At 48.4% G+C, this 25,735-nt stretch carries 29 protein-coding genes and 3 pseudogenes; 27 read left to right on the top strand and 5 right to left on the bottom strand.

What is annotated here, in order from left to right:
• Nucleotide 1 precedes the first annotated feature (1 nt).
• Nucleotides 2-415 (bottom strand): translesion error-prone DNA polymerase V autoproteolytic subunit, encoded by a 414-nt coding sequence (umuD, locus tag C7M51_RS22080; RefSeq protein ID WP_425281027.1) that lies wholly within the window; start codon nt 413-415, stop codon nt 2-4.
• A gap of 285 nt (nt 416-700) precedes the next feature.
• Between umuD and C7M51_RS22075 the strand changes: the two genes are divergently transcribed.
• The 4 genes from C7M51_RS22075 (at nt 701) to C7M51_RS22065 (ending at nt 3,668) form a co-directional block, all read left to right on the top strand.
• Nucleotides 701-1,657, top strand: a complete 957-nt coding sequence (locus tag C7M51_RS22075) for a plasmid segregation protein ParM (RefSeq protein ID WP_160623823.1) — start codon at nt 701-703, stop codon at nt 1,655-1,657.
• Nucleotides 1,658-1,662: 5 nt separating this feature from the next.
• Nucleotides 1,663-2,016 (top strand): plasmid partitioning/stability family protein, encoded by a 354-nt coding sequence (locus C7M51_RS22070; protein WP_160623796.1) that lies wholly within the window; start codon nt 1,663-1,665, stop codon nt 2,014-2,016.
• A gap of 403 nt (nt 2,017-2,419) precedes the next feature.
• Entirely contained in the window at nt 2,420-2,623 is a 204-nt protein-coding gene (locus C7M51_RS22885) for an AcrVA2 family anti-CRISPR protein (protein ID WP_482805588.1), read from the top strand.
• A 619-nt stretch (nt 2,624-3,242) separates the two neighbouring features.
• Entirely contained in the window at nt 3,243-3,668 is a 426-nt protein-coding gene (locus C7M51_RS22065) for a hypothetical protein (RefSeq protein WP_160623795.1), read from the top strand.
• A 347-nt stretch (nt 3,669-4,015) separates the two neighbouring features.
• Here the strand turns inward: C7M51_RS22065 and C7M51_RS22560 are convergent.
• Nucleotides 4,016-4,172 (bottom strand): annotated as a pseudogene (locus C7M51_RS22560) (hypothetical protein); the annotation flags it as partial.
• Nucleotides 4,173-4,414: 242 nt separating this feature from the next.
• On the opposite strand from C7M51_RS22560, the gene C7M51_RS22060 reads away from it, so the two are divergent.
• The 6 genes and pseudogenes from C7M51_RS22060 (at nt 4,415) to psiB (ending at nt 9,101) form a co-directional block, all read left to right on the top strand.
• Entirely contained in the window at nt 4,415-4,690 is a 276-nt protein-coding gene (locus C7M51_RS22060) for a DUF905 domain-containing protein (RefSeq protein ID WP_425281026.1), read from the top strand.
• Between the two features lie 45 nt (nt 4,691-4,735).
• Nucleotides 4,736-6,723, top strand: a pseudogene (locus C7M51_RS22055) (ParB/RepB/Spo0J family partition protein).
• A gap of 49 nt (nt 6,724-6,772) precedes the next feature.
• A pseudogene (locus C7M51_RS22050) lies at nt 6,773-7,255 on the top strand (plasmid SOS inhibition protein A); the annotation flags it as partial.
• On the top strand, nt 7,255-7,488 hold the full coding sequence (locus tag C7M51_RS22045) for a hypothetical protein (protein ID WP_160623793.1): 234 nt from the start codon (nt 7,255-7,257) through the stop codon (nt 7,486-7,488). The pseudogene C7M51_RS22050 and the gene C7M51_RS22045, both read left to right, overlap by 1 nt.
• A 462-nt stretch (nt 7,489-7,950) precedes the next feature.
• On the top strand, nt 7,951-8,499 hold the full coding sequence (locus tag C7M51_RS22040) for a single-stranded DNA-binding protein (RefSeq protein WP_160623792.1): 549 nt from the start codon (nt 7,951-7,953) through the stop codon (nt 8,497-8,499).
• A 95-nt stretch (nt 8,500-8,594) separates the two neighbouring features.
• Nucleotides 8,595-9,101 (top strand): conjugation system SOS inhibitor PsiB, encoded by a 507-nt coding sequence (gene psiB, locus C7M51_RS22035; protein ID WP_160623791.1) that lies wholly within the window; start codon nt 8,595-8,597, stop codon nt 9,099-9,101.
• 730 nt (nt 9,102-9,831) lie between these two features.
• Here the strand turns inward: psiB and C7M51_RS22030 are convergent.
• A complete protein-coding gene (locus tag C7M51_RS22030; protein WP_160623790.1) occupies nt 9,832-10,182 on the bottom strand; it encodes a hypothetical protein in 351 nt (116 codons plus the stop codon).
• A 212-nt stretch (nt 10,183-10,394) separates the two neighbouring features.
• Between C7M51_RS22030 and C7M51_RS22025 the strand changes: the two genes are divergently transcribed.
• The 4 genes from C7M51_RS22025 (at nt 10,395) to C7M51_RS22010 (ending at nt 13,359) form a co-directional block, all read left to right on the top strand.
• Complete coding sequence (locus C7M51_RS22025; RefSeq protein WP_160623789.1) at nt 10,395-10,790, top strand: ammonia monooxygenase; 396 nt, start codon at nt 10,395-10,397, stop codon at nt 10,788-10,790.
• 53 nt (nt 10,791-10,843) lie between these two features.
• On the top strand, nt 10,844-11,188 hold the full coding sequence (locus C7M51_RS22020; protein WP_160623788.1) for a hypothetical protein: 345 nt from the start codon (nt 10,844-10,846) through the stop codon (nt 11,186-11,188).
• Between the two features lie 1,073 nt (nt 11,189-12,261).
• Nucleotides 12,262-12,639, top strand: a complete 378-nt coding sequence (locus C7M51_RS22015; protein ID WP_160623787.1) for a hypothetical protein — start codon at nt 12,262-12,264, stop codon at nt 12,637-12,639.
• A gap of 312 nt (nt 12,640-12,951) precedes the next feature.
• Nucleotides 12,952-13,359, top strand: a complete 408-nt coding sequence (locus tag C7M51_RS22010) for an LPD29 domain-containing protein (protein WP_244323861.1) — start codon at nt 12,952-12,954, stop codon at nt 13,357-13,359.
• Nucleotides 13,360-13,433: 74 nt separating this feature from the next.
• Here C7M51_RS22010 and C7M51_RS22005 read toward each other — a convergent pair whose 3' ends face one another.
• Nucleotides 13,434-14,051 (bottom strand): lytic transglycosylase domain-containing protein, encoded by a 618-nt coding sequence (locus C7M51_RS22005; protein ID WP_160623786.1) that lies wholly within the window; start codon nt 14,049-14,051, stop codon nt 13,434-13,436.
• A gap of 293 nt (nt 14,052-14,344) precedes the next feature.
• Between C7M51_RS22005 and C7M51_RS22000 the strand changes: the two genes are divergently transcribed.
• Nucleotides 14,345-14,746 (top strand): relaxosome protein TraM, encoded by a 402-nt coding sequence (locus C7M51_RS22000; RefSeq protein WP_160623785.1) that lies wholly within the window; start codon nt 14,345-14,347, stop codon nt 14,744-14,746.
• Nucleotides 14,747-14,798: 52 nt separating this feature from the next.
• On the opposite strand, the gene C7M51_RS21995 is transcribed toward C7M51_RS22000, so the two are convergent.
• A complete protein-coding gene (locus C7M51_RS21995) occupies nt 14,799-16,106 on the bottom strand; it encodes a helix-turn-helix domain-containing protein (protein ID WP_160623784.1) in 1,308 nt (435 codons plus the stop codon).
• Between the two features lie 275 nt (nt 16,107-16,381).
• Here C7M51_RS21995 and C7M51_RS21990 point away from each other — a divergent pair, with 275 nt between their 5' ends.
• Genes C7M51_RS21990 through trbC form a run of 12 tightly spaced genes read left to right on the top strand, consistent with a single transcriptional unit; the run spans nt 16,382 to nt 25,686 of the window.
• A complete protein-coding gene (locus tag C7M51_RS21990) occupies nt 16,382-16,708 on the top strand; it encodes a type IV conjugative transfer system pilin TraA (RefSeq protein WP_160623783.1) in 327 nt (108 codons plus the stop codon).
• A 10-nt stretch (nt 16,709-16,718) separates the two neighbouring features.
• Nucleotides 16,719-17,015, top strand: a complete 297-nt coding sequence (gene traL / locus C7M51_RS21985; RefSeq protein WP_160623782.1) for a type IV conjugative transfer system protein TraL — start codon at nt 16,719-16,721, stop codon at nt 17,013-17,015.
• Between the two features lie 19 nt (nt 17,016-17,034).
• Nucleotides 17,035-17,607, top strand: a complete 573-nt coding sequence (locus tag C7M51_RS21980) for a TraE/TraK family type IV conjugative transfer system protein (protein ID WP_160623781.1) — start codon at nt 17,035-17,037, stop codon at nt 17,605-17,607.
• Nucleotides 17,600-18,325: a TraK domain-containing protein gene (locus C7M51_RS21975; protein WP_160623780.1), complete on the top strand. Its 726-nt coding sequence runs from the start codon at nt 17,600-17,602 to the stop codon at nt 18,323-18,325. The genes C7M51_RS21980 and C7M51_RS21975 overlap by 8 nt, the downstream gene beginning before the upstream one ends.
• Entirely contained in the window at nt 18,315-19,682 is a 1,368-nt protein-coding gene (locus C7M51_RS21970) for a TrbI/VirB10 family protein (protein WP_160623779.1), read from the top strand. The genes C7M51_RS21975 and C7M51_RS21970 overlap by 11 nt, the downstream gene beginning before the upstream one ends.
• Nucleotides 19,679-20,035: a hypothetical protein gene (locus tag C7M51_RS21965; protein ID WP_160623778.1), complete on the top strand. Its 357-nt coding sequence runs from the start codon at nt 19,679-19,681 to the stop codon at nt 20,033-20,035. Before C7M51_RS21970 ends, C7M51_RS21965 begins: the two co-directional genes overlap by 4 nt.
• Nucleotides 20,028-20,579: a TraV family lipoprotein gene (locus C7M51_RS21960; RefSeq protein ID WP_160623777.1), complete on the top strand. Its 552-nt coding sequence runs from the start codon at nt 20,028-20,030 to the stop codon at nt 20,577-20,579. The genes C7M51_RS21965 and C7M51_RS21960 overlap by 8 nt, the downstream gene beginning before the upstream one ends.
• A 7-nt stretch (nt 20,580-20,586) precedes the next feature.
• Complete coding sequence (gene traC, locus C7M51_RS21955; RefSeq protein ID WP_160623776.1) at nt 20,587-23,193, top strand: type IV secretion system protein TraC; 2,607 nt, start codon at nt 20,587-20,589, stop codon at nt 23,191-23,193.
• The gene (locus C7M51_RS21950; protein ID WP_160623775.1) at nt 23,190-23,543 is read left to right on the top strand and encodes a TrbI F-type domain-containing protein; all 354 of its coding nucleotides are present in this window, start codon (nt 23,190-23,192) and stop codon (nt 23,541-23,543) included. Before traC ends, C7M51_RS21950 begins: the two co-directional genes overlap by 4 nt.
• Before the next feature lie 55 nt (nt 23,544-23,598).
• A complete protein-coding gene (traW, locus tag C7M51_RS21945) occupies nt 23,599-24,228 on the top strand; it encodes a type-F conjugative transfer system protein TraW (protein WP_160623774.1) in 630 nt (209 codons plus the stop codon).
• Nucleotides 24,229-24,239: 11 nt separating this feature from the next.
• Nucleotides 24,240-25,253, top strand: coding sequence for a conjugal transfer pilus assembly protein TraU (gene traU / locus C7M51_RS21940; protein WP_160623773.1), 1,014 nt, complete (start codon nt 24,240-24,242; stop codon nt 25,251-25,253).
• A 10-nt stretch (nt 25,254-25,263) separates the two neighbouring features.
• Nucleotides 25,264-25,686, top strand: coding sequence for a type-F conjugative transfer system pilin assembly protein TrbC (gene trbC / locus C7M51_RS21935; RefSeq protein ID WP_244323864.1), 423 nt, complete (start codon nt 25,264-25,266; stop codon nt 25,684-25,686).
• Nucleotides 25,687-25,735: the final 49 nt, after the last annotated feature.

Raw genomic sequence — 25,735 nt, 5'->3', positions numbered from 1 at the left:
GCTATTTACGTGTCGAATGGATGAAATGCGTGACCACACCAAAAATCTCAAGCGTATCTGGTTCCGGATAGATGGGACTGTATGCCGGATTCATCGGAAACAATGCTATACGTGGCCGCAAATGCAACGTCTTGACAGTAAACTCGCCATTCAAAGCGGCAATAACAATATCCCTGTGCTGTGGTGTTAAAGCCCTGTCTACCACCAGTAAATCACCATCGCTGAGCCCCGCATCCGTCATGCTGTCACCGGCAGCACGTAAGAAATAGGTGCTGGTTGGATGACGTATGCAGTAACTGTTTAAATCCAGCTCCGCCTCAACATAGTCCTGTGCAGGTGAAGGAAAACCTGCCGGGACCCTGCTTGCAAAAAGTGGTAAAGGTAAAACAGAAGGGCTGGAGATAAAAGTACACATCATCCGTCTGTTCATAACTGCGACTCACATTATACTGTTGTTTTGTACAGTATAATGACTACGATAATTATATCAAATAGTGCCGTTTCGTTTGTTTAACCGGCAAGCGGGTCAGACAGGTCTGTCTGAGTTCAGTCTTCATTCTTCCCATAGTTTTCCCAAATTTTTCCCTCATATGGTTCTGATATGTGTATTGAATGAGAAATTGTTTTGATATATCATCCATTTGTCTCTAATTTTTCCCATAAACGTACAAAATCCGGGAAGGAACACCTTATGGATAATCTGAAGATTTTTATTGATGACGGCTCCACCAACATCAAGATGATGTGGAGAGATGAGGAAGACGTTAAGCAACATATCAGCCCTAACAGTTTTAAACGAGAATGGTCCGTCGCCTTCAGCGGTCAACCTGTTTATAACTACACATTTAATGGTGAAAACTATTCTTTTGATCCCATCGCTGCCGATGCGGTAACCACAACAAATATTGCGTGGCAATACAGCGATGTTAATGTGGTGGCGATTCACCATGCTCTGCTTGGTACCGGTATGGCACCGACAGATGTGGATATTACAGTTACACTGCCCCTTACCGAATTTTATGACCGTAATAATCAACCTGATAACTCTAATATTGAACGCAAAAAGAAAAGCCTCATGCGCGAAATATTATTGAACGGTGGGAAGACATTCCGTATTTGCAGCGTTTCTGTCATGCCGGAATCCATACCAGCCGGGTATGACGTTCTGCGGCACCTTGACCCACTGGAATCCCTGCTCATTATCGATTTAGGTGGTACAACACTGGATATTTCGCAGGTCCGGGGAAAAATGTCCGGAATAACACGGATATATGGAGATGCCACTATTGGCGTTTCATTGATGACGTCAGCGGTACGGGATGCGCTTCGCGCTGCAAGAACACAGGGAAGTAGTTATCTTGCCGATGATATTATTATCCACAGAAATGATGATAATTACCTCCGCAGTCGAATTAATGATACCAGCCGAATTGATTTGGTTAAAGAAACGATTGCTGAAACAGAACAGCGTCTGGTCCAGCGTGTACTGAATGCCATAGACTCATTTGCCGGATATACACACGTAATGGTAATAGGTGGCGGAGCCGAAATCATTGCTGATGCAGTCAAAAAACATTGTGGCATACGGTCAGAAAGATTCTATAAAACAATGACATCGCAATATGATCTGGTAAACGGTATGTACGCCATTGGGTAACTGAAATGTCAACTATTCGCCGTAAAATTTTATTTAACCTGAATCCTGAAAATAATCCGGCAGACAGGTATGTTTGTGAATGTCTTGCCAGAATTGCTCAGGGTGACCGCGGAAGAATGAATCGCGCTGCTTTGCTCAGCGGTTTCGCATTACAACGTATTGATCCACGCCTGCCACATATTCTGGCTGAATTACTGACCAGTAATACTACTGTTGATGAAATACTGCAGGTGATACGCGCTGTATTACCTTCAGAAAAGTCCAGGGAAATTAGCCAGAGTTCCGGTAAGACTGAACCGGATGAACCTGCCGGGGATATAACAAGAAAAAATGCTCTGAATATATTTGGACAAAAATGAGCAATAAATATGGATTCGGTTAGGCCGTTCCAGTTCGGTAAATTAATCAGACGGGCATAGCCCGTCACCACTATTTACCGCGAAACAGTGCTGCCCCTGTAATGGTTGTGACGCGCAATAAACGCGCCGCAGGTCTGCGACCTGCCCGATAAAAAAGCAGGGCACCTGGCTGCGTCCTGCGCATTCTCTGTTTTAGGCCTGTTATGGTGGAAATGCCTGTAATCCGGACTTACAGCGTCCGTAGCCGGACGCACCGCATGTCGCGCCGTTACCTGCGCTCCGTTCAGTCGGCAATGCCGACTGTAAAGCTTGGGACGCCAGGGACGCCTGGCTCCAGCTGTTTATCTGTGATCAGGGCTTAATACCTTTGCTCATAAAAACGAGCGGGAACCTCTGAGCAGACCTGGCTGGCTTCCCGCAACCCAAAAAGATCAGGCGTAGCTGGAGACAGTTCTCACCAGACAGAGCCCGTTTGTGGTCAGTTGGCACTACTGCGGGGCAACAACTTCGACAACACCCGGTCGGAGAATCAACCGGCAGGACGATTAAGGCTCATCTGCGACGTGGCCACTGGCATGGTTACTGGACTGGTTCACGCAACAGCTAACAAAAATTTGTATACAGGTGGATCTCCCCCCTGGTGGCCGGAAGCTGAAAACAGCATATAACCTGTAAGACCGAAATTTTCAGGCCCGGACCGCACTGCGGACCGGGCCTGAACTGAAAAAGTGGTTTACTGGCAAAAACAGGATCATCTGCTGAAAATGCAGAAGGAGGAAAGAAAAACACAATATATAGAGTGTGATTATTCAAAATGAACAATATGTTGATTATCCACAGATTCAGGGGATAAGTGCGGGATAACCCGGGAGAACCTTTAATTAAAGGATAATTAAGCATTCTGCAAAACTTAGATTAAAAAATTATACCATAATCATATTATTAGAAAAGTAGCGGGTCAGTTAATAACGAATATTAGCTATGTAAGGTCAATGTCGGGCAACCCGACGAAACAGATGTGAGATAAAACAGGTAGGCATGTGTAATATTACCGCCAGTAAACGCAGAAGCAGCCCGTAAAATAATAAAGTTTATGTGCATATATTGATTAATGTGGAATTTATAAGATATACTGCATTAAGTTTTGATAACCGTTCGTACAGAGATGATGCTTATTTAATACAGCAGAAATATTTACATGCCGCAAAAAAAATGGAGATATATAAATGACTGACATGGAAGCTAATGGAAACCGGTTCTGGACTACAAATGTGATTATATTTGCAGTTTTACAGTTCATATTTTACATGACCGCTTTTTTTATATTATATAAAACCAGCGGAAATTTCCCCGGCATTTTCTGGCGAGTAAACCTGTTAATAGCTCTGGCAGCAGCTGCGTACACTTCAGTAGTCCCGGTCCGGGTCAGAAAATATTCAGAAAAAATCCTGAATGGCAAAGGCATAAATATGGGGTATTGTTGTGTTGTGCTTCCGGTAATGTATTTGCTTATTAAATGTTTGCTGTTTGCATACTTTAAATGGGAACTTGAAGTTACAAATAAATTAATTGGAGGATTTTGCAGGACATATATGCTTTTAGCACCATTTACCGGATTTTTCATAATAAAGTATTATAAGGATTTAAAATAATATAAAATTTAAATTATTCAGGTATTTTTTTTCATAGCAAATTATGTCGATGGAAAAATACATTAAAGACCGAATAAAATAAATTATCCGATCCAGACCGTGAAAGGACATCTTATCCGGTCTGCCATCATTTTCTGTTTGCCATTGTTTCTGCATCTGTTATCTGGTCACTTAATCTTTACTCTCTTTGCCACCCCGGGCGACTTCCCTGCGGGAACCGGGGCTGTCATGCTGCGCACTGAGCCAGCTTCGCTGTCTCCGCCCGGCCCCTGCGGGGCAGCGGGTTTCCATCCCCTGTCGCAACGTCAACACCGGCTTACAGCGTCCGTAACCGGACGCGCCGTTACCGCAACATCAGGGCTTGCAGCCTCCGTTCCGGATGCGCCGCCCCTTTTACGCGCCGTATCCTGCGCTTTCTGCACCCCGGCAAACTGACGCCGGGCTGTAAGGCGCAACGCCGTTTCGCGCCCGCGCTTTCCGTCGTTGCGGCGGGTTCCTGCTCATTCCTTGCCTGGTTTTTTCACCCTTTTGAGTCCTTTCGCCGGGGCTGAGACAAGCACAGTCGCTGTCAGCTGTCCAGGGTAAATGGCACGCGGTAAACCGCGCCCTGGACATCCGCCATCGCCCGCGCTGGTTTACGCCCTTGCGGCGAACGGCTCTCAAACGGGTGAAGGTAACAATCAGCGGGCGCGTTCAGCAGGTCCCCGCAAAACGTCAAAACCGCGGCCCCGGCAACTCAACGGGTGATGGTTTTTAAAAGCAAAACAACCGGAAGGAGATTCATCATGATGCCTGACGGCACATTCACCCGCGAACAGGCTGAAGCGGTCGCAGCGCAGTATCAGGATGTCGCGATTGAAGACGATCAGGGGACGCACTTTCGCCTGGTGGTTCGTCAGAACGGCGAAATGGTGTGGCGGTTATGGAATTTTAAGCCGGGTGGTGAGTACCTGATGAACCGTTATATCCAGGACTATGGCATCCGTAAACAGCAGCAAAAAGGTGCCCTGCCGGAGCTGTAACTCCGCAGGGCCGGACAATCATCAATATCCAGTGAGGTATCAACTATGTCAGTAACCGAGTCTAAAGCAAAAATCCCCGCGAAAACCAGCAAAAAAGCAGTTAAACCTGCCGAAGCCGCAGCCCTTAAGGCGGCGCTTGAGGCCACTCAGATTGAAATGGTGCCGCTGTCGGCGCTCGTCAAATCCCCGCTGAACGTCCGTATTATTCCGTACCCGGCTGAGAGTGTCAGGGAAATGGCAGACTCCATTCTCGCGATCGGCCTGATCCAGAATCTGGTGGTTCACTCGCTGCCTGATGACCTGTCAGGCGTTGCAGCGGGCGGTCGTCGTCTTGCTGCCCTGCAACTGTGCTCAGTGAACAGCGCATCGATGCCGGGTATCTCGTTGTCGTCAAGCGCGTCAGTGACGACCTGGCTGTGGTCGCCTCAATGGTGGAGAACAACCAGAGGGCGGCAATGCATCCGGCAGAACAAATCAGCGGGTTCCGCACGTTGTCTGAGCAGGGTAAGACCCCGGCGCAGATTGGTGACCTGCTGGGGGACGGCTCGCGCCACGTCCGGCGCATGCTGAAGCTGGCGAACCTTGCCCCTGAACTTCTCGCCCTGCTGGCAGAGAACAAGCTCGACGTGGAACAGTGTCAGGCGCTGAGTCTGGAGAACGATCCGGTGCGTCAGGTGGAGATTTACGAGCGTGTGAAGGCGCAGCACAGCTATGCCCCCGCGCACATGCTTAAACGCGCTGTCACTGATACCGAAATCGGTGTGAACCACTCCCGCTTCGTGTTTATCGGGCGGGAGATGTATGAGTCTGCAGGTGGCGTGGTGCGTGAAGATTTGTTCAGCGCTCAGGAAGGGGATGGTACGGCAGACGGTGTGCTGGTTGAGCGTCTGGTGCAGGAGAAGCTGGAGTCCGCCGCACTGGCAATCGAACTGCAGGAAGGGTGGTCATGGTCACTGGCCCGGGAGGGCGCGATCAGAAGTTACGGTGACGACCGCGAATATTATCTGCTTTTACCAGAGCCGGAGGCACAGTTCACCACTGACGAGCAGCAGCGTCTCGATGAACTGTACGCCACTCAGGAGGCCACTGAAACGTTTGAAGATGAAGCCGCGATTCAGGTGCTGATTGACGAAATTGAAAATGCGGCATCGATCCGGGCGTGGACACCGGAGCAGAAATCGGCCTGTGGCGTGGTAGTCAGCCTGTATGACGGTGAGCTTTGTGTCCAGCGAGGGGTGCAGAAGAAGCCTCAGAACGAGGATAAAGAAGGGCAGGGAGAGAATGGCAGTAGCGGCTCCCTCCATGTGGTCAGCAGCAAGCCGGATGTGACGAAGGGGATCAGCGCCCCGTTACTTAAGAAGATGTCTTCAGAGAGAACATTGGCAGTGCAGGCAGCCCTGGTACAGCAGCCTGAAAAAGCGGTGGCCCTGATGGTATGGCGGCTGTGCAGTTGTGTTTTCGATTACTGCAACACCACCCGTCATCCGTTCGTGATGCGTCTTGAGGTGCATCACAGTGGGCTGACCAGCGAAGCGCCGACCGGAAAAAGTGGTCAGGCATGGCTGAGTCTGATGCAGGAGAAAGCCCGCCTGGAGGCGCTGTTACCGGATGGCTGGAAGAAGGATTTCACCAGCTTCTTTACGCTAGACGGACAGACTTTGATGAGTCTGATGGTGTTCTGCACGGCCTGTTCGGTGGACGGGGTGCAGATCCGGACAACGGGGCATACCACACAGAGCAATCTCGATGGCGTGGAAACGGCGCTCGGGTTCTGCCTGCGCGACTGGTGGCAGCCAACGGCAGAAAACTTCCTCGGTCTGCTCAGTAAGAACCAGATTGTGGAGGCGCTGAAAGAGGCCGGACTGACCGGAGCCGCCTCGGATGCCGAAAAAATGAAGAAGGGAGATGCCGCCAGTCATGCCGAACAGTGGCTCTCTGATACCCGCTGGGTGCCTGGCTGGATGCAGTCCCCGGATGCAGCGAAGCCTGACGATGCGCCAGCCACTGAAGAACCGTCCTCACATGCAGTCTGATAACGGAGACGCCGCCCTGCGGGGCGGCGATAAGGAGACCATTATGCGAAACGTAATTATTGAGAGCCGTGGCGCGTGTTGCTGGTTACCGTTGTCTGCGCAGGATGGCTGGCGACTGTTCCCTGAAATGCGGTTTCAGTGGTCGGAACGTTGTCGCAGGCAAAGTGAACTGAATGCCGAAAAATACACCCGTCAGCGCCGGAAAGAAGCGTGCCAGCGCGAAACCGCGTATCAGGCGCTGGCGGGTCAGGCGGAAATTGAGCTGGCTTTTCATACCCCGCAAACGGTCAGCAGCTGGAGCGCACGCTGGTCGGGTACTGAACTACGCCAGTACGACCTGGAGGATATGTTCTGGCGCTGGAGTGAGCGTTTCCCGTCACTTGAGCCAATGGAGCGCAGGATGATGGCGAGCCAGCCTTTCTGGAGTGTGATGGTCGAATCTGATGCCCTCGCAAAAGAAAGCCCGGAATCTGTCCGGCAACTGGAGCGCTGGATGGTACCCAACAAGCTGATGCATCAGGAGGCAAGCTGATGAGAAACAATCCCTGCAAAACAGTGCTTAAGGTAGCCCGAAGCCAGCGTAACCGGCTTCGTACCATTGAGAAAAAACTGACTGATATGTCCAGTGAGTGGGACGGACTCAGCGGCTGGCTGGAGACAGAAAGCGACCGGCTGGCCAGAGAGGTCGGTCAACATCTGCAGGCACTGGAAGAACAACTTCAGGAATGGGCTGAGGGGAGCGGCTACCGGGAGGATGACGAATGATTAAGGAAGCGGTCGCTGAAATCGCGACGAACACGCCCGTAAGTGGCCCTGAAGGCCCGCTAACGCGGAGATACGCCCCGGCCCGGCTTCGCCAGTCCGTGACCACTCCGACGGCGCACAGACGCATCTGTGAGGCTGACAGCGGGTCTGGCCTGGCAGGGTGAGGGGCGGGTGCGGCAAAACCTGACAGCCCGCAACCGGCTTCGCCGGGCCCCGGTGCCGTCACGAAAATAAGCCCCCTTCAGCATCACCAGGCACCTTATATGCCGCAGGCAGCATGGGGGGGAACGCTGCGCACTGCTCGCGTTACAGGCCGATCGGGGAAGTATTTCTATTTATCGTGACGTTAATTACTAATTGATAATTAACGAAAAGATTAAAAGTGACTAATCACATATAATTAATCCGTGAGCAAAGCACAGTGAAATATATTTTCAAATCAATCCGAAACAGGAGTTACACATGGCAAGCAGGGGCGTAAATAAAGTGATTCTTATCGGCAATCTGGGACAGGACCCGGAAGTTCGTTATATGCCGAACGGTGGAGCAGTTGCGAACATTACGCTGGCCACCTCTGAAAGCTGGCGTGACAAGCAGACCGGAGAAACCAAAGAGAAAACAGAATGGCACCGCGTTGTGCTGTTCGGAAAACTGGCTGAAGTGGCAGGCGAATACCTGCGTAAAGGTTCTCAGGTTTACATTGAAGGTGCTCTGCAAACGCGTAAATGGCAGGATCAGCACGGCCAGGAACGCTATACCACGGAAATAGTGGTGAACGTAGGTGGCACCATGCAGATGCTGGGCAATCGCCAAAATGGCGGAGCGGGCACTCAGGCGAGTAGTGGCACGGGACAGGCTCAGTACAGCGGGACACCTGCCCGGGATGAAAGTAAATCTCAGGCCACCAAAAAAGATAAGAAAAGCGCTAAAAGCGATGCAGCGCCTGATCCAGCCCCCGCTCAGAGTGAACAATACCCGCCAGTGGATTTTGATGATGATATTCCGTTCTGAATGGGCTGAAAAGGAGATCCAGTTCAAAGAGGTGCCGGACAGGTGGGCTGTCCGGCAGACATTAACCAATACAGATTTTCAGAGAGGTATCGATTATGTCAGTGACAGAGTCTAAAACAAAATTACCGGCCAGAACCAGCAAAAATGCAGAAGCAGTTTCCGAAACCATTCATCCCGGGCTTGATGAACTGGTATCTATGGCCCCTTACGAATATGAAGATCTCCGCGACTGTGGCAATGATTTTCGTCATAAACTTAACTGTGCCGTGCTACGTTACCTGCATATTCCGGAAAGCTGGGGTGTCAATGCGGAATATAAAAATGAATATGGCGGGCTGTATCCTGTGCAGTGTCGCTTTACTCCGCCAGGAGAGGAATTTTGTATTGCCTTATGTAGCCCGGGTGAAATTACAGATAAATGGCTAATGATCCTGGCTCCGTATGAACAGAGCCGGATCTATTTACTGAAAAGCTTCGCCAGGTTTGACTCTGGCTTTATAAACCAGGTTCTGAGCGAGGCCGAAAAACTGGTCCGAAATGGTGCAGGACTGGATCAAATCATTTACGCACTTCTTGCCTGCAAGGGAGGCGTAAATGGCTGATTTCGTTAATAATCACCTGGAATGATAAACATGATATTATATTAACCACTAGAGCTGGTTATATAATTAAATACGGGACAGTCGCTGCCGTGATGGTCTTCGCTGTATGGGGAGCTGGATACAAGCTGAAAATATGGGGAGATCACAGTTCAGAAGGTGATTTTATAAGCGTGTTCCGTCTTGGCGGCATGATGAGTTCCGTGGCCGTGTTGTCAGGTACCATCATGCTTTGCTTCATTGGTTTCCGGGCGCACTTTCAATGGAGGTGACACGGCATTTATAGCAACAGGGTACAGGACACAGTAACGCTGCAAAGAAACCGGATTGCTGATTAATCAAAAATAAACAGATGCACATAAGTTACAGATAATTTAACTGACTGCCAGAAAGTCAGCAGGGAATATGGACCGTTCAAAAGGAGATTTGAAAATGTGGTGCTGGTTCCAGGTTATATTGTACAACATTTTTTTTATAACAATCATAGACTTTATTGCACCAGAAATGTACAACAGCACAACCTACTACGCTGGAATGGTTGTTGGAACAGTGTGGATTTTGATTACTAACAGATATGAGAAGTCGAAAAAAACGGATTCCGTGCTGAAGAGATTCTTAAAATGGATAGGTCGGATCGTTGTTTTCTTTCTTCTGATATGGAGTATTGGATCATTACTGGACATCATTATCTGGGGTATCGGATGCATGCTGGAATAAAACTGCAGCGTTAACCTCAGGTGCCCCCACGCTGTATTTTTTGAAAGGAGGGTATGCGGTGTACACGATTACTGTCGACGTAATTCTCCTGCCCATCCACTTCATTCTCTTTGCCACCCCGGGCGACTTCCCTGCGGGAACCGGGGCTGTCATGCTGCGCACTGAGCCAGCTGCGCTGTCTCCGCCCGGCCCCTGCGGGGCAGCGGGTTTCCATCCCCTGTCGCAGGGTCAACACCACGCTTGCAGCGTCCGGTAACGGACGCGCCGCTTTCACCGTGCCAACGGTAAATCTGTCGGCACTCTGATGACGCCACGCCGTTCCGCCGTGTCGGGTGTGTTCATCCTCTTCCACCTCTGGTACAGCCATCTCACGGTCGGTTCCCGGGCGAGGGGCCGGTCGTAGCACCGCCGTGTCGTCCTGCAAGGGGTTAAATGAACTCCGACAAAACTTTTTGCGCGAGGCTGCAAAAACTTTTGTCTCCGCCCCCTGCACTCCTCCTTACGTCGTTGCTCCTTGCCCTTTGCCGCCAGGGAACTCACCGAGAGATGGATTAACAACCAGACGAGAGGAAAAGAAGGATGAACACACAGAACGTCAAGGTCAAAACCGCCACCAAAGAATCTACCGAAAGATGGGATGAAAACCCGTTGTCCGGCGTGATTGCAGAACAGAAATTATTTCTGACTGAAGTCTGCGGCCTGTGGAATCTTCAGTTAGAAGGAGCGGCCCTGGAGAAGGAACTCTCACGCATTCTCGTTGCCATGAGCGTGAATATACTGAAATACGGGGTGCTGTGCTGGTTTCGTCCGGCTCCGCTGATTTCACTGCCGGTTGTTCAGCCGTGGCTTCAGGCAAAAAGTCAGGTTATCCGACTGTATGGGGTATGCGGACGGGAGGCGTGGGAGTTATCACGCAAGCGTCTGATCGAGGAAATGGATCTCGCCAGGAGTTTGTTAACACTGGAAGCGCGTTAAAACAGTAACCCGTGGCGGCAGGGAATGTCGCCATTAAATGTAAAGGAGAAAATATGCACCAGATGTTTGATCATTCGGTTACAGAGCATGGAATGTCCGACACCGCCGAAGCGGAAAGAGCGTACTGGCAGAGCCGTGAGAAAGCTGCGGTTAAATCACCGGAAGAAATTGATGTTCATGCGTTCCATGACGCGCTGGGAGTAATGTACCCAATGAACTGGCAAGGCAGCGGGGAAGGCGAGTATGAAACATTCATGTTGGCCGAAATGGTTTGTGGCGATGTTACGCAGATTTATGCCCGACTTGGTAACCGTTATTACCGGATGTGCGACAAAAACACTCTCCGGCACGCTGACATTCTGGCACGCGTCAGGGAAGAATGGCGAAACGTTAAATAAAAAAGCAGGCTTACGCCTGCTAATTCCACGCCGGATATTACGCGCCCGCAAAAGCTGTATCCGGCATATACACATAATGGAGATAACAACACGAAGTTTGATTCGTAAATCGTCTCACAGGCGAAGCCGTTTGTAAATATCCGGGTAGCAGCCGTATCCGTCACTGGAATGGCAGGAACGTGAAAGCGGGCTGATGATCCGGACTGATTGCAACAGTAAAGCGCCAGGCCGGGCAGGCTCAGGGGGTACGGTCTGGCCCCGTCCAAAAGCAAGCGGCCCTCCGGGCCGGAAAGAAACCTGCGCTGACGCGCCGGTTTTCCCCCTCCGCCTGCGCTTTTTCCGCTTTGTCGTCAGTTAATGCTGGCGTTCAGTCTGTTTCCTGCTGTTCCTGCTGTTCCCGCCTTCCGGACGCTTGCCCTTATTCCTTTTGCCACCCCGGGCGACTTCCCTGCGGGAACCGGGGCTGTCATGCTGCGCACTGAGCCAGCTGCGCTGTCTCCGCCCGGCCCCTGCGAGGCAGCGGGTTTCCATCCCCTGTCGCAACGTCAACACCGGCTCGCAGCGTCCGTAACCGGACGCGCCGCCCTGTCGCGCCGTTACCTGCGCTCCCTGCCCACGGCTGTCGCCGTGCGTAAGGAAGCGGTCGCTGAAATCCTGACGAACACGCCCGTAAGTGGCCCGAAAGGCCCACTAACGCGGAGATACGCCCCGGCCCGTCTTCGCCGGTCCGTGACCACTCCGACGGCGCACAGACGCATCTGTGAGGCTGACAGCGGGTCTGGCCTGGCAGGGTGAGGGGCGGGTGCGGCAAAACCTGACAGCCCGTAACCGGCTTCGCCGGGCCCCGGTGCCGTCACGAAAATAAGCCCTTTTCAGCATCACCAGGCACCTTATATGCCGCAGGCGGCATGGGGGGTAACGCTGCGCACTGCTCGCGTTACAGGTCTGTTGGGGAAGTACTTTAATTATCGTGACGTTAATTACTAATTGATAAGTAACGAAAAGTTTAAAGGTGATGCATCACGTATAATGATCACATCAAAAGAAAGATGCTTACCAGGAAGGGGATCGCAATGAAAACAGCAAACAGCTCTAATCAATTCCGCGTAGTGGTAACAGGAAATATGGAATATCCGGAAGACCATAATGATTACGGAACATATTTTAAACGTTCTGAAATATTGCTGTGTTGCGCAGACTCGTTAGCTAAAGCGATGGAATGTGTTGCTGAAGCCTGGTCAAAAAATCAGTGGAAATTCAGGGAGGATAAAGATTATTTTGATCCCGATTTAGGTAAAGATTGTGGGCCAATAAATTTTTTGCCTGAAATCATTTTAATCAAAGATAAAAATGAAAAACTCGTTTTAACAGGACACGCAGCGGATTTAAAATGGTTTCAGAAAGGTACTCCGGAAGAACGTCAGCGTGCAATTTTTGAAAAAAATCATTGACTGAAGCTGCTGAAAAAGCAAGCAGAGAGGATTTTTATACAACCGCTAAGGATCTACGACGCAGAGCGGAAGAAGTAGATTCAACGTTAGTAGATGACCAATAGTTTAAACATCCGGATGTATTAGCTGCCATCAAAAATTTTATCCATCCATTCGACGCGATAGCATCAGAAACTTTTTTTGAAACCGATCAGCCTGAAAGCTGGGGCTAATATTTCGATAACTGGTTAAGAACACACTCAAAAAACTTAGCCAGATTTTCTGTCTTGGATTTTTGGATCAGCTGTTTAACTTACACGGTGGAGATTTATTTTGATTCAGCGCAGCCAAGGAAGACAAGTTGTATCACATATCCGCAAGGACTTAAAAATAGAATTTCCAGGCGTAAAGTTTTCAGTTAAAAAGCAAAGTATAGACAGCATTAGCATTAACTGGACTAATGGGCCTACTGAAAAAGAGGTAAGGAGAATTATAGTTAAATATTCCTCCGATTTTGTGGAAATAAAATATATTTTCACAGATCGCCATTATTCAGATGTTATGAAGAGAAAAGCTGTCGAGATGATCATACGGAAATTTGGCCGCTATCTTGATGGAGAAGAGATAACGTTAGAACGTTTCAACAAAGGTGAACTGTACCATGTAGGCCAGGTTTATTTTCGGCATGGTCAGGGAGTACAGGGAGAAATAAAGGCAACTCTGGAAAATATGAAGGAATAAAATTAGCTTGAAATTTATTTCACATTATAACCCACTCTTAATAGAAAGCTGAGTGGGTTATCATTTCGTTTATATTACTGTATTATTGGTCTTGGAACTTTACCGTTCTTGATATCTTTGTAGTGTCCATCAATAAGCATTGCGTAATTATAACGATTTTGAATCGTTACCGGGCTGTTTTTCATTCCGGCATTATACATGCCTACAGCAAGCCATGTCGTTCCGTACTGATTGAAGTTACGGCGCAGAAGCATTGCACCGATGAAAATATTCAGGCATGGATCATCAAGAAGCATTTCCTTACTCAAACCTGGGTATTCTTTCTGTAATCTCCACATGGTATTTGAATTTATCTGCATGATGCCGTAATCACTGCTAACGGTTTTCCCATCCTTCGATTTATTCTTATTTATTGCAACTGGATTATAACGGGACTCCTGCCAGGCGATAGCACGAAGATAATCTAGATCTATAGAATACCATTCACCCGCTTTAGTAAAGCAATCCGCTTCCACACATGCTGAAAAAAAACTGTTACCAGCAGAGCTATTGTACGGGTAAATAAACGCATAGCCGCCCCTTTTTTGAAAATTACAAAGTTCCGTCTTTCCACTATAATACCATAAGAATGGGGTCTTTACACACCACTCGCAAATTAAAATTTGCAGGTTATTCTTTTTGATATCATGCATTTAACTATAAAATTTCGTTTTTTTAGATAATTAACCGGTTGCCAGATGGATGCTCGTTTAATGCTTAATGGCATCCATAAAGTTGCTTTATGGCAAATAATTTTAAATCAACAAGTTAAGCAGTCCGTTTATCTGGTAGTTGCCAAATGGTTGCTTTGTAATATCCTTTTGGTGGCTATGTGGTTGCCTCGTGGCATCCTATAATGCCCATTATTTTGAGCAAATCATTTCGTCTCGTAACTCATCAGATGAGTGATTTCACGCTGGTAATAAGCCGTTAAGGGAGATTTTAAATGAATGAAGAGAGTGCAAATAAAAGAAACCGTATCTATCTCACGTTCCCGTTCTCTGCGTTAGAAAAGGTTGATTATTACGTTGATAAAAGACTTGAAGATGGGGAGTCTCGCGATACTGCTAACAGGTCAGCTTTTGTAATGGACATGTACAAACTAGGATTAAGAGTCCATGAAAATAAACTGAAAAAGGATGCTTCAGAGAAAACATTAGATCAAAAACTGGAGTTAATTGCCAGGAATGCACTCATGAATGGCTTTCTAATTGATGCGATTTTCGGGATAATCAAAGAAACTGTGGACTCATCTAAAGTTATCAAAAATGAAACATTCCTCGATCCTGACTGGCCGAAGGAAATGAAGGAAAGGGTTGCCGGGAAATTACTGGAGTATTTTAAATGATGTTCTGAATAATTTTTATGCACAAAAGAGAGCCAGTTGCAGTAGCAACAGTTCAGCTATCATCATTTTTATCGCTATCCTCTGCTTTTCTACTTAACGCTTCTGCTTCTCTTTTTTGTGCAGCACGAATATAACGGCGCAATGTAAGTGCATTAATACCATATTGAGTATATATCTGATTTCTTGTGTGGCCACCCTTCAAGACAGCATTTACAGCCTGTTCACGATCACGCTTGGTTAGTGCATTCCTGTTGTCATATTTCAACCGTTTCTCAATTACAGTCGGTGAGTGTTTCTTTTCCCGCCATACTTTTTTCACCCAATGAAGATTTACGCTAAGGATATCAGCTGTCTGTTGCAGCGTTTTTCCCTGTATGCGAAGCCTAATCGCTGCCTCCTTTAATTCTTCTGGTATAACCCTGTAGTTCTCACGTCTTCCTATATATCTGATTAGTGTTTCCCTGGTAATGCCGTATTCTTTACATATCTCCTTTCTTAAGGCTCCGTTTTCAAGTTTCTGTTTTATGTTTTCCACATCCTCTGCTGAAAGTTTTTTAGGCCTCTCACGATATTCATTTTTCTTACCGTCACGTTCGGCCACTTTTCGGAGAGCGTGATAAATCGCTGCACGTGTCACTCCGCATGTTTTTTCTATTTCTTCAAGCGTTACCTTTGGTTCTGCGTGATACATAAAAGAAATCAGCTCCCACTGTTTCCAGCGGTAATCCATAGCGGAGCAACCATTACGCTTTTTAATAAGCTTATAAACATATGCCTCAGAGCACCCTTGCTCTTCACAAATATCCCTGACGCGCCAGCCAAGCTGAACACGTTCTATCACTTTATCAGCATCCGGTGATCCTTTTCTTTTAGATGTCGCGGGAGATTTTACTTTTACCGGTTTAACACTTTTTTTCTTACCTAAAGCTTCCTTTTCCTGTTCAGGTTCGATGAAATCCATCTTGCTGAGGCTGTTATTTAGCTTTTGGGACAGAAACTTGTTTTCTTCAGGAGAGGGGATTGGTGTAAAAAAGTTCTCGTTAACCATAATCCAGGTTTCAGGAACTTTTTCTTCATAATTAACAGCAATATTTGCCATTACACGTTCAGCTTCGACCTGTAAACGTTTGTCCGGCACCCGTTTTTTAATGTATGCAAGTAAAGGAATAGTAACAAGCTGACACGCATAGTAGCGGTGTTTTTTAACTATGACTTTAATCCAGCCCGGGTTTCGCATGTAGTGAAAGAGGGCCTCATTCAGTAGCTTGGTTAAGACCTTCTCATGCTTATACCCATATACCTGCATTGCAAAGCCAGTTGCATCGGTAACGAAAATAACCAACTCGGCTGTTCCAGTCATGGCTTTTAATTTCCATTCAACAAGCTAGTGAATCAAGTGAAAATACTTACTTTAACGATAAACGAAATTGATCGATAAGATCAATAACTTATGTTGAAGTATATGATCCGAAAGCGTAAAAAACCTCAATCAGTGAGGAAACTGTAAATTTCTGTTGCAAAGTCATAAATATGTAAACGGGGAATGACTGTTAAAACAACCGTTTGCCTATAGACCATACAGTTTTAAATAGTTTCATTCACTGAATATTATATCCATAACAGAGGAAAAATCCTATGAAGGGCACACTCTCTTCGTCTGTAAATTACTGTCGTAAGGCAGGGGCGGTAGCGTGGAAGAAAACGAAAAAAACTGCGGTGGTAGCTGCGCTGGGGGCGCTGGCATTTTATATGGTGCCAGCCCACGCCGTGGACTACTTTGCTTCAGCTAAAACAGATGTTGGTGATACTTTCGGTAATGGGTCTGCTGCTGTATATATTCTCTATATTCTTGAAGTTCTGGCTGTTCTATTTGCTTATATCAAGACCAAAAACCTTGCTATCTTCGGCAGTATTGCCGCAGTTCTCGTCTTCATTAACATCGCCTTTAGCTTAACTCCTTAAGTATCCGTTTATGGAAAAACGTGACCGGTATACCTTCGCGGCTACGTTTTCCGAGCAAAAGCGGTTCTTGGGGCTGCCACCTGATGAATTTTGCGTGTATGTGCCGCTGGCATTACTGGCCATATTTATCAACATTTGGGTGTTTGGCCCCTCCCTTATAGCTGCTGTTGTTGGAATTCGATACCTCAAGAAAGGCCGCGGCTCTCAATATATTCTCAATCTCGCGTACTGGTGCCTGCCTACCTCCGTGATGCGTTTCTTCCTCAGCATCTTGCCTGATAGCTATAAACGGCACTGGATCGCCTGATTTACTCCCCGGAGACAACATGGAATTAAAGCTACGTTCAGCGGGAAACCGCAATATGGCCGTGGCTATTCTGGTGCTGCTTGTAATCACTATCCTTGCGCTGGGGCTTTGCTGGCGCATTTACAGCGATAACCAGGCGCTCACGAATAAGCTTTTGAATAACCGACAGACCATTATCATGCCCTACGGTGCGGATACGCCATTCAGCTTTACTGGCGAACGTGGCGATGCCCGTTATCTGCGACTCATGGCACTGGCATGGCTGAATCTGCGCCTCAATATCTCCGATAAAAACGTTGATAGCAGCCACGAGATATTGCTGGCAGGCGCATGCGACGGCGCGGATAAAACCCTTAAAGGGATACTGGCTAATGAAGCCTTACGCATAAAAGAAAATAACGGTGGGTCTGTATTCTATCCAAGAGATATCAGGGTATGGCCAGACAGTGGCATCGTCGATATTACTGGTGATCTGCACCTGAGTTACGGAATACAGGATGGCAATCCAGTAGCGAAACATTACCGGCTACGAACTGATACACGTAACAGCCGTCTTTGCTGGAATGCTTTCCTGGAGGTGTCCGATGTATAAATGCTTTTTTATCAGCGCAATTGCATTACTTACCACATTCCCTGTCCGTGCTGAGCAAATTACGCTGAACCCCGGTGCACGTGTCAGTGCTGCTGTCAGTAATACCAATCCTAACTACCTGCGTGTAAACGATGATCGCATTCTCAGCGTGCAAGCTGCGAAAGGAGTACTGAGTGACAAATCTCCGACACCGGAAGGTGCGATTGTGTTTTCTACCCTAACCGACAAACCTTTCACAATGTTCGTACAGACGGCATCAGGTTTTGCTTTTTCGGTGCAGGCCACACCTGGCAAGCGTGCTGGTCTTAGCCTGACGGTAGATAACCTGGAGGTGCGTGGCACTCATGAGGCGCAAGAGTATGAACAAAAGCAAGACACTTACAGTGCACTCATCAGCAGCCTGATTGGGCGCTTTATTACTAACCGTAAGCCTGCAGGTTATGTCTTCAGCAAAAACACCGACATCCCGGTAAGTAAGGCGGTCAAAAGTGTGTTTGCGCTGCGTCCCGTAACCGCGTGGCAGGGGGATCGCATCCGCATCGTGCGCACAGACCTTACCAGCCTGTCCTCACAGCGTATCCAACTGAGTGAACGCTATTTCTGGAGTCCGGGCGTGATGGCTGTGTCATTCCATCCGCGGCTCGATGTGCTTGAGCCGGGAAAGAGCGTTTCTCTCATTACTGTCTTTCGGACGACAGGGGGGGCAGATGAACCTTAATAATCTGATCCGCAATAATCAGCGCAAACTCTTTGGCATCATTTTGGGTGTCGTAATTGTCATTATTGGCACTTTGTATCTGGCTAACAAAGGCATGCTAAATGATTCCGGCGTGGGTGAGGAAATACTCGATACCGCTTCCCCGGAACCTGACCTGACCGGTGGAGGTGTAGTTAACACCTTTGATGGTACCGGACAAAACTCTCTGCTGGTGAGTGCTCAAAGCCGCGAAAAGGAAGCCCGGGAACAGCTCTCAGCAATGCAGAAGGATTTTAAAGCGCTCAAAGATCAGCTGACTGAAGTAATACATAACAACACGTCTCTGCAGCAGAAAGTAAACGATCTGATGGCGCAGATCCAAAACCAGCCTAAAACACAGTCAGTCGGGCAACAGACACCGCCAGCTTCACATCAGGCCACGGGCTATACGCCGCCACGTCAAGAATACTCTTTTGGTCCCGCGCCGGTGCAGAAAGGTCAAATCGATAACCAGGTATTTGATTACTCAAAATTTGAGCCGGAGAAGAAAGACACATCTTTCTGGGTACCAACCGGCACATTCTCCAAAGCCACCGTGATTGAAGGTGCTGACACTAATGCTTCAGTACGCGGTGAACAAAATATGGTGCCTATGCAGTTCAAGCTTCAGGGAGAAGCTCATCTGCCGAACAACCACAAAATGGGACATCTTAAAAACTGTTTTCTAACAGGCGCGGCCTACGGAGATATCTCCAGCGAACGCGCTATTGTTCTGGCGCAGCGCCTGTCATGTGTTATCAACGGCAAACATATCGATCAGGAAGTGGAAGGCCACGTTACGTTCTATGGCAAAAACGGCATCAAAGGCATACCGGTGATGCGAAACGGAAAAATACTCGGACTCGCTTTTACTTCAGGGGTATTTGGTGGTTTAGGGCAAAGTGCTTCACAGGTAGGCCAGACTGTTGCAGGCCTTGGTGCAACAACCAGTATAAGTGGTGGAGATGTGGCCCGCAGCGCCATAGGCGGCGGTCTGGGAAAGGGCGCGGATAAGCTGGCTGATTATTACATCGAGAGAGCCGAGCAATATCATCCGATTATCCCGATTGGCGCAGCAAACCGCGTGGAAGTGGTCTTTATCAAGGGGTTCCGGGCAAAGTTTATAGAAGATGAAGAGGCCAGGAAACAGACGAAAGAAAAAAAACGCTCTGAGGGAGAGCCGACAGACAAGCTGACACGCGAAATCGGTAACAGCGGCCTGTCGCCAGATCTTGTCGGTAAACTTGGTGACGCGGTCCGCCTTAATATTAATGACTTCGTGACGCCGAACAGTAACGGTCAGGCTAAAAACAATGTTCAGGAGGAATTTAGAAAATGAGTGACAACAAAATTCGTTTTCGTCACGCAGAACACTGTGGCTGGATGATTTTTACCGAACGGACGGTTACCTGTTTTGGGCGTGATATCGACTCGCGTATTCCGGATCTCAAAGCGCTGGGCTACGGCATAAAAAAACTTTACTGCAAGCCAGGACTTATTCCTGACGACGGTTACATCACACTGTTAGGAGAAGCGCTGCGGCGACTATTAGAGATCGCACCAGGCGATACCTTTGCTTTAAACATACTGTCCCGCCTCGGAACAGGCAGCAATGACAGCAATATTTATATTGAAATTACAGAAATTGATGCGTTACCCACAGGAAGCGCAGAAGGGGGGCTTTGTGATTAAAACGAATCCGTTTCTTATCAGCATACTTGCGGTTACTTTGAGTGGCTGCTCGGGCATGAACAGCGATTTTGAATTCAATGAGCCTGCGAAAGATAATGGCATCTGGATGTCAGAAGCTGATGATATGTCTGCAGGCAGCAACGATATACCAGCAGCTGCAACCGTGGCAGGTGGTTACAGCAATACAGGTATCCGTCTGAACGATTACCGTCTGATCGATACCGGCGCTATCCGCCTCGAACCTCATAATGATGTCACGGCTGACCGGGAATATCTGACCGGGAGCATGTCTGAGCCTCTGGCATCATCTGGCCAGGTTCGCCCTTTTACGCGTGAAAACGGCGAATTACGCACAGTCCTGCAGCAGAGCGCGTACTGTAACGCAGCTCACTGCTTTCCTGAACCAACCGCTGCATTTCGCCGTCCGGATGACGTAATGCGCATCTGGATAGCCCCTTACGTTTCTCCGGATAACAATGTTCATATGGGCGAGATCATATACAGCGTTTCCAGTCATGGTGACTGGAATGGCATTCTGATGTGAGGGCTGTATGAAATTTTTAAAAGGCTTCCGCTTTGATCCGCTGAATGTGGTGGAAACGGTAACGGGAATATTGGGGGAGCGCGACACGACCAACGAGACGCGCCAAAAGCTGCTGGATATGGATTATCCTCATATTCGTGACCTGCTGCCTTATAAAGACTACGACTCGGAAAGTCAGATCTGGGTTAATAAGGACTCAGTAGGTTTTGTCGTGGAATCTCAGCCGCTGATTGGCGCTAACGAGAAACTGGCCGAAAGCCTGGAGTATTTGTTGCGCGATATAATACCTCGTAATATTCCACTGCAGGTGATGCTGGTTTCAACCCGGGCGGTCAAAGAACAGGTTAAGCAGGGACTAAAAGATTTTGCATGGAAGGGACACCGCGCAGATGAATGTAATGACGTTACCGCCCGATTTTACCTGAACGGTGCCCGCTACACTTTCAGCAACGGTCTGGATCATCCACTTACGCTGCGTGACTATCGTCTGTTCTTTATCTGGGGCATGCCAGTAAAGCATCTGACTGAAACGGATCTTATCCGTGTTCGCGAAGTGCGACGTAACCTGCTGAACGCTCTGAACGCCGCCGATATCTGGTCATCCGCCATCGGTGTCAATGAGTTTAGCAGCGTACTGCGCGAATTTATTAATCACGAGACTGCGCGACTGGAGCGTTATGACAGCGAATACGATCCGGCAGCGGACCTCGGCACACAGTTCGTTGATCGCACCACGTCCTGGCACGTAAAACCGTCACATATATGCATCCGGGGTAATAATAATAAAAACCAGCCGTTTGTGACGCGTATGGTTAACCTTAACCTGGATAACAACCCGCAGGAGCATTACCTCTGGCAGAATGGCAATATAATCCAGGATCTGATGTCTCCGACAAATGGCATACCCTGTCCCTTTATCTGTACGATGGTGCTTACCACTGAAGAGCAGGTGAAAAGCCAGGGTGAAGCAAACAGCCGCTTTCTGGCGCTGGATTCACGTGTAAATACCAGTTATGCCAAGATTATTCCCTCTGTCACTCGTCAGCATGCCGAGTGGAAAGACGCACGTGCACGCCTGCTGTCAAATCAGACGTCACTCACCAGCTACTTTTACGGTATTACGCTGTTCTGCCCGGATGATGACGATCTCACATCACGCTATACGGAGAAAACGCGCAACGCCTTCGCTGCTCAGGGACTACGTTTTGTCAGAGCCGAGTTTATGCAACTACGCAACCTGCTTGCCACGCTGCCGTTTACAATGGTGAATAAAAAACTGCGCGACGACTGCCGTAAAACTGGCGCTATTCAGCGTGCAGAAACTTTTCACGCAGTAAACCTGATGCCGATGATTGGGGATAATAAACTTTGCTCATCAGGTATTCTGATACCGAGCTACCGCAACCAGATCGCCTTTGTTGATGTATTCGACGAAAGCCTGCCGAACACCAATTTTAACTGGTTTATGTCCGGCACTTCGGGAGCGGGTAAATCGGTCCTGGCTAACTCCATAGCCCGTTCGGTGCTGGATAAGGGGGGAACAGTCGCGATACAGGACATCGGTGACTCCTATAAAGCAGCCTGCAGTAGTCTGGGTGGCACTTATATCAACGGCGAATCACTACGCTTTAACCCATTTGCAAACGTCACTGATATTACGCTGGCAGCCGAACGTATCCGTGACCAGTTGTGTATTCTGGCCAGTCCAAACGGCCTTCTGGATGAGGTGCATGAATCCCTGATACTGGAAGCTATCTGCGAATCATGGCCAGCTTATCAGCAGGACATGCGCATTGATCACGTGATTATGTATTTAAAAGCGCGTCAAAAGGATATTACGCTTAAGCATTCTCAACTGATAGGCGGACGCATTGATGAAATCCTCACGCTGCTCAGTAAGTACAGTACCACTGGCATTTACGGCAAATTCTTTAATTCCTCAGAGCCAACGCTGAAGCCGGATCTGCAATTTGTGGTTACAGAACTTGGCGATCTCCGTAAACAGCAAGATCTGCTATCGGCTATCCTGTTCACCATCATGATCTGGAACGAAAACATGATGTATACCACGCCGAGAAGCATGCGAAAAATGAACATCATTGATGAGGGATGGAAGCTGCTGGGTGGATCAAGTACAAAAATCAAGGATTTTATAGAGGAAGGTTATCGCACCGCCAGACGTCATAATGGCTCTTACGGCACGGTTACTCAGGCCATTCGCGATAAAAATCTTTCCACGGCGGCGCTGGCAGCTTATGACAACAGCTCGTTTAAATTTACCTGTATGCAGGACTCCAAGTCTTTTGCCACCTTCCAGAAAGAGGAACCGCACACCTTTAACGAACTTGAATGGGAAATGATCCGTAAGTTTCCACCTGCCAAAAAAGCACGCTACAGCTCGTTCCTGCTGAGCGTAGGTGAGTTCTCAAGCTTTCACCGCCTGATACTCGATCCACTGAGTGACAGTCTGTTTTCCTCCAGAGGGGAAGACTTTACTTATCGCGAAAAACGCCTGCGTGAAGGCGCGGATATCAAGGACATCTTGTTTGAGATGGCCGAAAACGATGCACATAAGCGCGACATTATTCACATGCTTAAGGAGATGGAGCTGTGAAACTAAAACAGACCGTGATCTGTGCCGGAACATCTGTTCTGATGAGTGTGACCATCTGTATGACCGTATGGTTTATATGGTTTAAACCCCCCGCAATGGTTACTTTCGATATAAAAGGGACAACAAATGCTTTTCTTCGACAGAGTGCAAAGCTTAACCTGAACTCCGATGAACGCCGTCAGATTCTTACACGCTTTGACCATAGTGTTATCACGGCTACCCGGGAGTATGCAGATGAACACCACGTGGCAATTCTGGTTAGCCCAGCAGTGGTCACTGGTCTACCGGATGCCACGCCAGAGATTCAGGCGCGTCTTGCCGAGCTAATGAAGGCTGGCTCACAGAAGTAACCCTGCCCGATCATCTTAAACCGGAAATATCTCGATGAAACACGTTACTCCGCTGGTGCGTCTGGCCGCTGGCGCGCTGTTCGCTACCTTCAGTCTGCAGTTATTCGCCTCTGAACTTGGTACATATGGCGATACATGGGATATCCATGAGCGAAACCTTATTGCTGCCCTGAAAGATAACCTTACTCAACACTTCGGGAACCGAACACAGGAAGACATTGAGCGGGAGATGCAGCGAAAAGCTGAAGAAAGGGCATTACGTCCAACGCCGGTACCCGGGCTGACAACCGCCCGCGAAACACACAGCCGCCTGTTTGACCCGTCTTTCACAGTTCAGCGTGATATTGCCGACCATAACGGCGTTGTATTCGCGCAGAAGGGGCAAAAAATAAACCCCTTTGACGTTATCCCCGTTTTTGATGAAACGCTCTATTTCATTGATGCCGATGACAGCCGTCAAATGGCCTGGATAAAGCAGCAGGTACCGCATACCACTTCATCGCGTGTAATTCTGGTCAATGGCAACGTGCGTGACAGTGCCACAGCTCTCGGCATGCGGGTTTACTTCGATCAGACAGGCAGCATTACTAAAAAATTCGGCATTTCGCAGGTGCCAGCAGAAGTGAAGCAGGCACCTGGTCAAAAACTCTTCCTTATTACTGAATTCGGCCTTCCCGATCCATAACGGAGCCAGAGATGAAGAAACCATTTCTTACCATCGCTTTAATGTTAACAGTGTGGATTAGCCAACCGGCAGTAGCAGCTGGCAGTAGTGGCAATACCTCTCTGACATGTGACGGACGCTGGGTTAATCCCATTACTGATGTGTGCTGGGAGTGCCTGTTCCCAATGAGCATCGGAAACGTAAAGGTATCAATGTCGTCACTACCGGATACAGAGAACCCGTCTTCACCGATCCAGTTCTGCCCGTTTCCACCACCAATCTTTGAGCGTCCGGGCATCGCTATTGGCTTTTGGGAGCCTTTCGCGATGACAGATGTAACGCGATCACCAGGATGCATGGTGAACATGGGCGGATTCAACATCAATATTCCGAACACTGGTACGGGAGCTGGAACAAAAACAGCAAATGAGCATCCGGGTACGTTTTATCACGTCCACTGGTATAAGTACCCATTGATCTCGTGGCTCAACATCATTTCCTCGGAAATGTGCATGCAGGGCGGTGAATACGACATCGGCTATCTTTCTGAACTGGACCCAACCTGGCAGAACGATAACCTGGCCTTGTTTCTCAATCCGGAGGTGATGTTATTTGCAAATCCAATAGCGCAAATGGCCTGTGCCGGAGATGCAGTAGCAGCCAGTACAGGTAAGCCAATTGACGAGCTGTTCTGGTGCGCCGGATCGCACGGTTCAATGTACCCGTTCACCGGTAATATCGTGAATGAGTCAAGCAGCCTCAACAGCGCAGTGCTTCTTTCCGAACGCATGGACTTCAAACTGCACCGGGAGGGACTCATCCTCGATACCGTACCACGAAACACAGCAGTCTGCTTCGAATACCCGTCTGCAATTATGCCAAAAAGCCGCTATCGCTATCAGATGGTGAATACCATTCCGGACGTGGGCGCGTGCCATCCGTTTGGGCGCAATGTGATGCTGTGGCAGACAGGTAAAGAAATGCCGAACAGTAAAAAAAATTACGGCTATCTCATATGGAAAAAGCGCAACTGCGTTGTGCTTTAAGAGAGGGAAAATGAAGAAATCACTCGTCCCGCTGTTTGCCGGAATTACGGCAGTAATGAACGTGCAGGCACAGGGCTTACAGGTAGACAGTACGGTAAACGAGACTGCCTACTTTTTGTCTGCCTCTGTACCGGAAAAGGATCTGGCCATGCTTATGAAGGCTGCAGAAGAGCATGATATTCCCGTGTATTTCAGAGGGCTTATCAGTGACAGCATGGAGAAAACTGCAAAGTACATTATGTACATGGTGACAACATACAGAGTGAAAGGAATACAAATAGATCCTGTGCGCTTTGACCGCTACGGGGTAAAGCAAGTGCCAGCACTGGTTAAAAAATGCGGCGATCGCTTCGACATCGTTTACGGCAATATCGCGCTGAAACAGGCAATTGAGATGATTAACACACGTGGTGAATGCAACTTTACAGAGTGACGTTGTGATGAAAAACAGAACGCTATTAAGCCTTACCTTACTTGCACCA

The sequence above is a fragment of the Mixta intestinalis genome (assembly GCF_009914055.1).
Classification (GTDB): domain Bacteria; phylum Pseudomonadota; class Gammaproteobacteria; order Enterobacterales; family Enterobacteriaceae; genus Mixta; species Mixta intestinalis.
Note: the sequence above shows the minus strand (reverse complement) of the source record. Positions and strands in the feature narration are given on the sequence as shown.

What these genes read in the sequence shown, in the direction of transcription:
- C7M51_RS21970 (WP_160623779.1), top strand. Translation starts at nt 18,315, where the DNA reads ATGAACCTTAATAATCTGATCCGCAATAATCAGCGCAAACTCTTTGGC.
- psiB (WP_160623791.1), top strand. Translation starts at nt 8,595, where the DNA reads ATGTCAGTGACAGAGTCTAAAACAAAATTACCGGCCAGAACCAGCAAA.
- traU (WP_160623773.1), top strand. Translation starts at nt 24,240, where the DNA reads ATGAAGAAACCATTTCTTACCATCGCTTTAATGTTAACAGTGTGGATT.
- C7M51_RS22060 (WP_425281026.1), top strand. Translation starts at nt 4,415, where the DNA reads ATGGTTTTTAAAAGCAAAACAACCGGAAGGAGATTCATCATGATGCCT.
- C7M51_RS22020 (WP_160623788.1), top strand. Translation starts at nt 10,844, where the DNA reads ATGCACCAGATGTTTGATCATTCGGTTACAGAGCATGGAATGTCCGAC.
- C7M51_RS22065 (WP_160623795.1), top strand. Translation starts at nt 3,243, where the DNA reads ATGACTGACATGGAAGCTAATGGAAACCGGTTCTGGACTACAAATGTG.
- C7M51_RS22025 (WP_160623789.1), top strand. Translation starts at nt 10,395, where the DNA reads ATGAACACACAGAACGTCAAGGTCAAAACCGCCACCAAAGAATCTACC.
- C7M51_RS22045 (WP_160623793.1), top strand. Translation starts at nt 7,255, where the DNA reads ATGAGAAACAATCCCTGCAAAACAGTGCTTAAGGTAGCCCGAAGCCAG.
- umuD (WP_425281027.1), bottom strand. Translation starts at nt 415, where the DNA reads ATGTGTACTTTTATCTCCAGCCCTTCTGTTTTACCTTTACCACTTTTT.
- C7M51_RS21990 (WP_160623783.1), top strand. Translation starts at nt 16,382, where the DNA reads ATGAAGGGCACACTCTCTTCGTCTGTAAATTACTGTCGTAAGGCAGGG.
- C7M51_RS22005 (WP_160623786.1), bottom strand. Translation starts at nt 14,051, where the DNA reads ATGCATGATATCAAAAAGAATAACCTGCAAATTTTAATTTGCGAGTGG.
- C7M51_RS21975 (WP_160623780.1), top strand. Translation starts at nt 17,600, where the DNA reads ATGTATAAATGCTTTTTTATCAGCGCAATTGCATTACTTACCACATTC.
- traL (WP_160623782.1), top strand. Translation starts at nt 16,719, where the DNA reads ATGGAAAAACGTGACCGGTATACCTTCGCGGCTACGTTTTCCGAGCAA.
- C7M51_RS22015 (WP_160623787.1), top strand. Translation starts at nt 12,262, where the DNA reads ATGAAAACAGCAAACAGCTCTAATCAATTCCGCGTAGTGGTAACAGGA.
- C7M51_RS22070 (WP_160623796.1), top strand. Translation starts at nt 1,663, where the DNA reads ATGTCAACTATTCGCCGTAAAATTTTATTTAACCTGAATCCTGAAAAT.
- C7M51_RS22040 (WP_160623792.1), top strand. Translation starts at nt 7,951, where the DNA reads ATGGCAAGCAGGGGCGTAAATAAAGTGATTCTTATCGGCAATCTGGGA.
- C7M51_RS21980 (WP_160623781.1), top strand. Translation starts at nt 17,035, where the DNA reads ATGGAATTAAAGCTACGTTCAGCGGGAAACCGCAATATGGCCGTGGCT.
- C7M51_RS22030 (WP_160623790.1), bottom strand. Translation starts at nt 10,182, where the DNA reads ATGGCTGTACCAGAGGTGGAAGAGGATGAACACACCCGACACGGCGGA.
- traC (WP_160623776.1), top strand. Translation starts at nt 20,587, where the DNA reads ATGAAATTTTTAAAAGGCTTCCGCTTTGATCCGCTGAATGTGGTGGAA.
- trbC (WP_244323864.1), top strand. Translation starts at nt 25,264, where the DNA reads ATGAAGAAATCACTCGTCCCGCTGTTTGCCGGAATTACGGCAGTAATG.
- C7M51_RS22000 (WP_160623785.1), top strand. Translation starts at nt 14,345, where the DNA reads ATGAATGAAGAGAGTGCAAATAAAAGAAACCGTATCTATCTCACGTTC.
- C7M51_RS21965 (WP_160623778.1), top strand. Translation starts at nt 19,679, where the DNA reads ATGAGTGACAACAAAATTCGTTTTCGTCACGCAGAACACTGTGGCTGG.
- C7M51_RS21995 (WP_160623784.1), bottom strand. Translation starts at nt 16,106, where the DNA reads ATGACTGGAACAGCCGAGTTGGTTATTTTCGTTACCGATGCAACTGGC.